Origin of the sequence: Micromonospora sp. NPDC050784 (assembly GCF_044456765.1) — a bacterium.
GTDB classification, from domain to species: Bacteria; Actinomycetota; Actinomycetes; order Mycobacteriales; family Micromonosporaceae; genus Micromonospora; species Micromonospora foliorum.
Genome location: NZ_JBITGG010000027.1, coordinates 91,456 through 98,634, shown reverse-complemented (window position 1 = coordinate 98,634; position 7,179 = coordinate 91,456). Strand labels below are relative to the sequence as shown.

The following is a 7,179-nucleotide window of genomic DNA, read 5'->3' as shown; positions in this document are numbered from 1 at the left end:
TGTCCCCGGGCCTCACCTAATATCGCCTTCGCGGAATACCGTTCGGCTGGAGCCGCGTCGTGCCACTCGCCGAGAGGCGACCTGCACACCGACACAGCGCCGCCCCCGGCCCACCGGCCGGGGGCGGCGCTGTCTGCGCCCCCGGTTCGCGAACCTGTCTCGCTTGACCTATGTTCAGTAGGTCGCTCGCGTGGGAGGGGGTGTCGGGGTTGGGTCTACGGACCTTTATCGAGGGTTGGCCGGTCTACCGCCAGCTCACCGGCACGGACCCGCTGGGCCGGGGGGCTGCGGCGAAGTCCGACGGTTCTCGCGCGCTCACCGCCCGCACCGACACCGCCGATTCGATGGCCCGGTCCGTGTGCCCGTACTGCGCCGTGGGTTGCGGCCAGCGGGTGTTCGTGAAGGACGGGCAGGTCACTCAGATCGAGGGTGATCCGGACAGCCCGATCTCCCGGGGTCGGCTCTGCCCGAAGGGTTCGGCGAGTAAGAGCCTGGTCACCAGCCCGTTGCGGCAGACCACGGTCCGCTACCGCCGGCCGTACTCGACGCAGTGGGAGGATCTGGAGCTCGACACCGCGGTCGACATGATCGCCGACCGGATCCTCGCCGCCCGCGAGCAGACCTGGGAGGACGTCGACTCGCAGGGCCGGCCGCTCAACCGGACGATGGGTATCTCCAGTCTGGGTGGGGCGACGCTGGACAACGAGGAGAACTACCTCATCAAGAAGTTGTTCACCGCGATGGGGGCGCTCCAGATCGAGAACCAGGCCCGTATTTGACACTCCGCCACCGTCCCCGGTCTGGGGGCCAGCTTCGGTCGTGGCGGTGCGACGGATTTCCAGCAGGACATCGCCAACGCTGACGTGATCGTCATCCAGGGTTCGAACATGGCTGAGGCGCACCCCGTGGGTTTCCAGTGGGTGATGGAGGCCAAGCGTCGGGGGGCGAAGGTCTTTCATGTCGACCCGCGTTTCACCCGGACCAGTGCGGTGGCCGACGCGTACCTGCCGATCCGGGCGGGCACGGACATCGCGTTGCTCGGTGGGGTGGTGCGCTACATCCTCGACAACGAGCTGGACTTCCGGGAGTACGTGCTCGCGTACACCAACGCGGCGACGATCGTCAGCGAACAGTTCAGCGACACCGAGGACGGCGACGGGTTCTTCTCCGGCTTCGACCCGGAGACCGGCACGTACGTGCAGGACAGCTGGCAGTACGAGGGGCATGAGGGTTCGTCGGGCAGTGGGCACACCGCCCAGGAGCGGGACAGCGCCGCGGGGTTGACCCACGAGTCGCACGGCGCGCCGGTGGGCGGGCAGACCCGGCGCGACGAGACGTTGCAGCACCCGCGCTGCGTCTACCAGATCCTCAAGCGACACTTCTCGCGCTACACCCCGGAGATGGTGGAGCGGGTCTGCGGCATTTCGCAGGCGCAGTTCCTGGAGCTGGCGCGGGCGTGGACGGCGAACTCCGGCCGGGACCGCACCGGCATGCTGATCTACTCGGTCGGGTGGACGCAGCACAGCGTGGGTGTGCAGTACATCCGCACCGGCGCGATCATCCAACTCCTGCTGGGCAACATGGGGCGACCGGGTGGTGGGGTGATGGCGCTTCGTGGCCACGCCAGCATCCAGGGGTCGACCGACATCCCGACGTTGTTCAACCTGTTGCCCGGCTATCTGCCGATGCCGCACCACGCCGAGCACCCGAGCTTCGACGAGTGGGTGGACAGCATCCGCCACCCGGGGCAGAAGGGGTTCTGGGGTAACGCACGGTCGTTCGCCGCCAGCCTGCTCAAGGCGTACTGGGGTGACGCGGCGACGCCGGAGAACGACTTCTGCTACGGCTACCTGCCCCGGCTGACCGGTGACCACGGCACGTACCAGCAGGTGCTCAACATGATCGACGGCAAGATCAAGGGGTACTTCCTGCTCGGGCAGAACCCGGCGGTCGGTTCGGCGCACGGTCGGGCGCAGCGGCTCGGGATGGCCAACCTCGACTGGTTGGTGGTCCGGGACCTGTTCATGATCGAGAGTGCGACGTTCTGGCAGAACGGCCCCGAGGTCGCCACCGGGGAGATAGTGCCGGAGGAGTGCCGCACGGAGGTGTTCTTCCTGCCTGCCGCGTCGCATGTGGAGAAGGAGGGCACGTTCACCCAGACGCAGCGGTTGTTGCAGTGGCGGGAGAAGGCGGTCGAACCGCCGGGCGACGCCCGCTCCGAGCTGTGGTTCTTCTATCACCTGGGCCGCAAACTGCGGGAGAAGCTGGCCGACTCGCCGCTGCCGCGCGACCGGGCGTTGCTCGACCTCACCTGGAACTACCCCACGCACGGCCCGCACGTGGAGCCGAGCGCCGAGGCGGTGCTGCGGGAGATCAACGGGTACGACGTGGCGACCGGTCGACCGCTGTCCGGTTTCGCCGAGGCCCGCGCGGACGGCTCCACCGCGATCGGTTGTTGGATCTACAGCGGGGTGTACGCGGACGGGGTGAACCAGGCGGCCCGGCGCAAGTCGCGGCACGAGCAGGACTGGGTGGCCGCCGAGTGGGGTTGGGCCTGGCCGGCGAACCGGCGCATCCTCTACAACCGTGCCTCGGCGGACCCGGACGGCAACCCGTGGAGTGAGCGCAAGCGTTACGTGTGGTGGGACGCGGAGCAGGCCGAGTGGACCGGTTACGACGTGCCGGACTTCGAGAAGACCAAGCCGCCGTCATACCGGCCGCCACCCGGCGCGTCGGGGACGGAGGGCATCGCGGGCGACGACCCGTTCGTCATGCAGGGCGACGGCAAGGGCTGGCTGTACGCGCCCAGTGGTGTCCTGGACGGCCCGCTGCCGACGCACTACGAGCCGGTGGAGTCTCCGGTGCGTAACCCGCTCTACGGTCAGCAGGCCAACCCGACCCGCAAGATGTACGCGCACCCGGTGAACTCGGTGAACCCGAGCCCGCCGCAGGAGCACGCCCAGGTGTTCCCGTACGTGTTCACGGTCAGCCGGCTCACCGAGCACCACACCGCCGGTGGGATGAGCCGGACGGTGTCGCCGCTGGCCGAGCTGCAACCGGAGATGTTCGTCGAGGTGTCCCCGGACCTGGCCGGTGAGGTCGGGCTGACGCATCTGGGTTGGGCGCACCTGGTCAGTGGCCGCGCGGTGATCGAGGCGAAGGTGCTGGTGACCGACCGGCTCACTCCGCTGCGGGTGGACGGTCGGATCATCCATCAGGTGTGGTTGCCGTACCACTTCGGTTTTGAGGGGCTGGTGACCGGTGACTCGGCCAACGACCTGTTCGGCATCAGCCTGGACCCGAACGTGCTGATCCAGGAGAGCAAGGTCGGCACCTGCGACGTGCGGCCGGGTCGCCGTCCCACCGGGCCGGCGTTGCTCGACCTGGTGGCCGACTACCAGCGGCGCGCCGGGATCACCCCGGGCCAGAATGCCCCGGCCGTGACGACCGACGGCACGGGGAAGGAGCACGGTGATTCCTAACCCGAACAGTCTGTACGGGCCGTTGGATCCGGCGCCCGACGCCGGTTACGAGGACGCCCCGCCCCGGATGGGGTTCTTCACCGACACCAGCGTCTGCATCGGCTGCAAGGCCTGCGAGGTGGCCTGCAAGGAGTGGAACGGCGTCCCGGAGAGCGGCCTGGACCTGCTCGGCATGTCGTACGACAACACCGGCGCGTTGACCGCGAACTCGTGGCGGCATGTGGCGTTCATCGAGCAGCCGCGTTCGGCCGGGCACGGCGTCTCGCCGGCGGACGTCCTCGGCGCGCCGGTCGACGCCGGCCCACATCGGCCGGTCGACGCCGGCGCTGACCGGCCGGTCGACGCGGGGCCGCAGTTCCTCGGGATGCCGGGGGCTCAGCCGCCGGGCCGGGGCACCGGCGTCGAGGAGCGTACGGATTTCCGCTGGTTGATGATGTCGGACGTCTGTAAGCACTGCACGCATGCCGCGTGTCTGGACGTGTGTCCGACGGGTTCGTTGTTCCGCACGGAGTTCGGCACGGTGGTGGTGCAGGAGGACATCTGCAACGGGTGTGGGTACTGCATCTCGGCGTGTCCGTACGGGGTGATCGACCAACGTAAGGACGACGGTCGGGCGTGGAAGTGCACGCTCTGCTACGACCGGTTGGGTGCGGGTATGACTCCGGCGTGTGCGCAGGCGTGTCCGACCGAGTCGATCCAGTACGGGCCCCTGGACGAGTTGCGCGAACGCGCGGCCGCCCGGGTGGCGACGCTGCACGACCGGGGTGTTCCCGAGGCGCGCCTGTACGGGCACGACCCGAACGACGGCGTCGGCGGTGACGGGGCGTTCTTCCTGCTCCTCGACGAGCCCGAGGTGTACGGGCTGCCACCCGACCCGGTGGTGACCACCCGGGACCTGCCGAAGATGTGGAAGCGTGCCGGCCTCGCCGCGCTCGCCATGGCGGCGGCGACCGTCGCCGCGTTCGTCGGAGGTTCCTCATGACCCCACCGGGCCCCGTGGGCGACCGGTTCCGCCGCTTCCGGGAGCGGCTTGCCGCCGAGGGCAGCCACCGACCACAGGTGAGCGACGAGCGGCCGAGCGCCGGAAGCGGTGCGGTGGCCGCGAGCGGTGTGGCGGCCGCGAGCGCTACAGAGACCACGACCGGTGTAGTGGCCACGAGCGGCCGGACGACCGCCGACGGCCGGAACACCGCCAGCGGTCGCCGGGGCGACCTGACGACGCGGCGGAGCGCCGACACCTCCGGCCGCCGGCGCAGGCGGCGCGGCGGCGGTGGCGAGGAACTGCGGGTGCCGGAGGCCGAGTTCACGTCCTACTACGGTCGGCCGGTCCTGAAGGGGCCGGTCTGGAAGTGGGACATCGCCGCGTACCTGTTCACCGGCGGGCTGGCCGCCGGCTCGTCGCTGCTCGCCGCGGGCGGGCAGCTCACCGGGCGGCCCGCGCTGCGGCGCGCCGGTCGGGTCACCGCGTTGGCCGCCATCAGCGCCAGCGCCGTCTTCCTGGTGAAGGACCTGGGCCGGCCGGCGCGCTTCCACCACATGCTCCGGGTGGCCAAGCCGACCTCGCCGATGTCGATGGGCACCTGGATCCTCACCGCGTACGGGCCGGCGGCGGGCGTCGCCGCGATCGCCGAGGCGGCCGGTGTGCTGCCCCGGCGCGGTCTGCTCGGGCTGGCCGGCCGGGTGTTGCCGCCGGTCGGGCACGCCGCTGGGCTGCTCGCGGCTGGCACCGCGCCGGCGCTGGCCACGTACACCGGGGTGTTGCTGGCCGACACTGCCGTGCCGTCGTGGCATGAGGCGTACCCCGAGCTGCCGGTGATCTTCGCGGGCAGCGCGCTGGCCAGCGGCGCCGGCGTGGGTCTGCTCGCCGCGCCGCCGGCCCAGGCCGGGCCGGCCCGTCGGATGGCGGTGGCCGGCGCGGCCCTGGAGCTGTACGGCACGCACCGGGTGGAGACCCGCCTCGGCCTGCTCAGCGAGCCCTACCGGTTGGGCCGGCCGGGTCGGTTGCTGCGCGCCGCGCGGCTGTTGACCGTCGGCGGGGTCGCGGGCGCTCTGTTGGGCCGGCGCAGCCGGGTGGTCGGGGCGCTCTCCGGGACCGCGCTGCTGGCCTCGTCGGTGCTGACCCGCTTCGGCATCTTCTACGGTGGCGTCGCCTCGGCCCGCGACCCCCGGTACACGGTGGTGCCCCAGCGCGAACGGGTCGAAGCCCGGCGCACCGGCATGGATCTTCCAGCTGATCGGGCGGCCCCGCCCGCGGTGTGATCGAATGTCCGGTGGAGGCGTTCAGGCGGCTGGTGCCCCTCCCGGTCTTCAAAACCGGAGTGGTCCGGGACCCGGGCCAGGCGGGTTCGATTCCCGTCCGTCTCCGCCAACCCGCTTGCAGGAGATGACGTGATGGGCGACGGCCCGGTGGACCCGCGACGGCGGGTGCCCCGTACGGACACGCTGCTCGCCGACCCGGTGCTGGCCGCCGCCGCCGCGACCCTCGGCCGGGAGCAGGTCAAGGCGGTCGTCTCCCACGCGCAGGACCGCGCCCGCCGCGGTGAGCTCGACCCCGACGAGGTCCGCGACGCGGCTGTCGCCGCGCTGCCCACCCCGGGCCCCCGGGTGGTGCTCAACGCCACCGGTGTCGTGCTGCACACCAACCTGGGGCGGGCGCCGTTGTCGTCCGCGGCGGTCGTCGCGGTGGTGGCCGCAGCCGGGCACACCGACGTCGAGTTGGACCTGGCCACCGGCCGGCGGGCCCGCCGCGGCCGGGGCGCGCTCGACGCGCTGGCCGCCGCCGTGCCCGACGCGGGCGCGGTGCACGTGGTCAACAACGGCGCCGCCGCGTTGGTGCTGGCCGCCACCGCGTTGGCCGCCGGCCGGGAGATCGTGGTCAGCCGGGGCGAGCTGGTCGAGATCGGCGACGGTTTCCGCCTACCCGACCTGCTGGAGAGCACCGGCGCGCGGTTGCGCGAGGTGGGCACCACCAACCGCACCATCCTCGCGGACTACGCCGCCGCGCTCGGCCCGCAGACCGGTTTCGTGCTCAAGGTGCACCCGTCGAACTTCCGGGTCACCGGCTTCACCTCCGCCGTCGGCGTACGGCAACTGGCCACGCTCGGGGTGCCGGTGGTCGCGGACATCGGCTCCGGGCTGCTCGGCGCGGACCCGCTGCTGCCCGACGAACCGGACGCGGCCAGCACCCTGCGCGCCGGTGCCACGCTCGTCACGGCCAGCGGCGACAAGCTGCTCGGTGGGCCGCAGGCCGGGCTGCTGCTGGGCGACGTCGACATGATCGACCGGTTGCGTCGTCACCCGTTGGCCCGGGCGCTGCGGGTGGACAAGCTCACCCTGGCGGCGCTGGCCGCCACGCTGCGCCAACCGGACACCCCGACCCGGGTGGCGCTGCACGCCGACCCGGGTGCCCTGCGGGAACGGGTGGAGCGGCTACGGGACCGGCTCGGCGCGGACGGCCGCAAGGCGGAGGTGGTGCCGGCCGTCGCGGTGGTCGGCGGGGGCGGTGCCCCCGGGGTGGAGTTGGACTCGTGGGCGTTGAGCCTGCCCGAGCGGTACGCGGCGCCGCTGCGCGTCGGAGACCCGCCGGTCCTCGGTCGGGTGGTGCGCGGCCGGCTCCTGCTCGACCTGCGCTGTGTGCCCGCCGACGCCGACGAGGCCGTCCGCGCGGCCGTGCTGCGCGTACCCGGGGACGACTGAG

The 7,179-nt window shown here is 72.0% G+C and carries 4 protein-coding genes and 1 tRNA gene; all 5 read left to right on the top strand.

Annotated features, from left to right (window positions below):
• The first annotated feature begins 209 nt into the window (after positions 1-209).
• The 5 genes from fdh to selA all read left to right on the top strand — a co-directional run bounded on the left by fdh (position 210) and on the right by selA (position 7,178).
• On the top strand, positions 210-3,482 hold the full coding sequence (gene fdh, locus ACIBD9_RS29035; RefSeq protein ID WP_396722409.1) for a formate dehydrogenase: 3,273 nt from the start codon (positions 210-212) through the stop codon (positions 3,480-3,482).
• A complete protein-coding gene (locus ACIBD9_RS29030; RefSeq protein ID WP_396722416.1) occupies positions 3,475-4,464 on the top strand; it encodes a 4Fe-4S dicluster domain-containing protein in 990 nt (329 codons plus the stop codon). The genes fdh and ACIBD9_RS29030 overlap by 8 nt, the downstream gene beginning before the upstream one ends.
• Entirely contained in the window at positions 4,461-5,741 is a 1,281-nt protein-coding gene (gene nrfD, locus ACIBD9_RS29025; RefSeq protein ID WP_396722407.1) for an NrfD/PsrC family molybdoenzyme membrane anchor subunit, read from the top strand. Before ACIBD9_RS29030 ends, nrfD begins: the two co-directional genes overlap by 4 nt.
• A 13-nt stretch (positions 5,742-5,754) precedes the next feature.
• A tRNA-Sec gene (locus tag ACIBD9_RS29020) sits at positions 5,755-5,850 on the top strand.
• Between the two features lie 23 nt (positions 5,851-5,873).
• Complete coding sequence (gene selA / locus ACIBD9_RS29015) at positions 5,874-7,178, top strand: L-seryl-tRNA(Sec) selenium transferase (protein ID WP_396722415.1); 1,305 nt, start codon at positions 5,874-5,876, stop codon at positions 7,176-7,178.
• The last annotated feature ends 1 nt before the right edge of the window (position 7,179 follow it).

What these genes read in the sequence shown, in the direction of transcription:
- selA (WP_396722415.1), top strand. Translation starts at nt 5,874, where the DNA reads ATGGGCGACGGCCCGGTGGACCCGCGACGGCGGGTGCCCCGTACGGAC.
- nrfD (WP_396722407.1), top strand. Translation starts at nt 4,461, where the DNA reads ATGACCCCACCGGGCCCCGTGGGCGACCGGTTCCGCCGCTTCCGGGAG.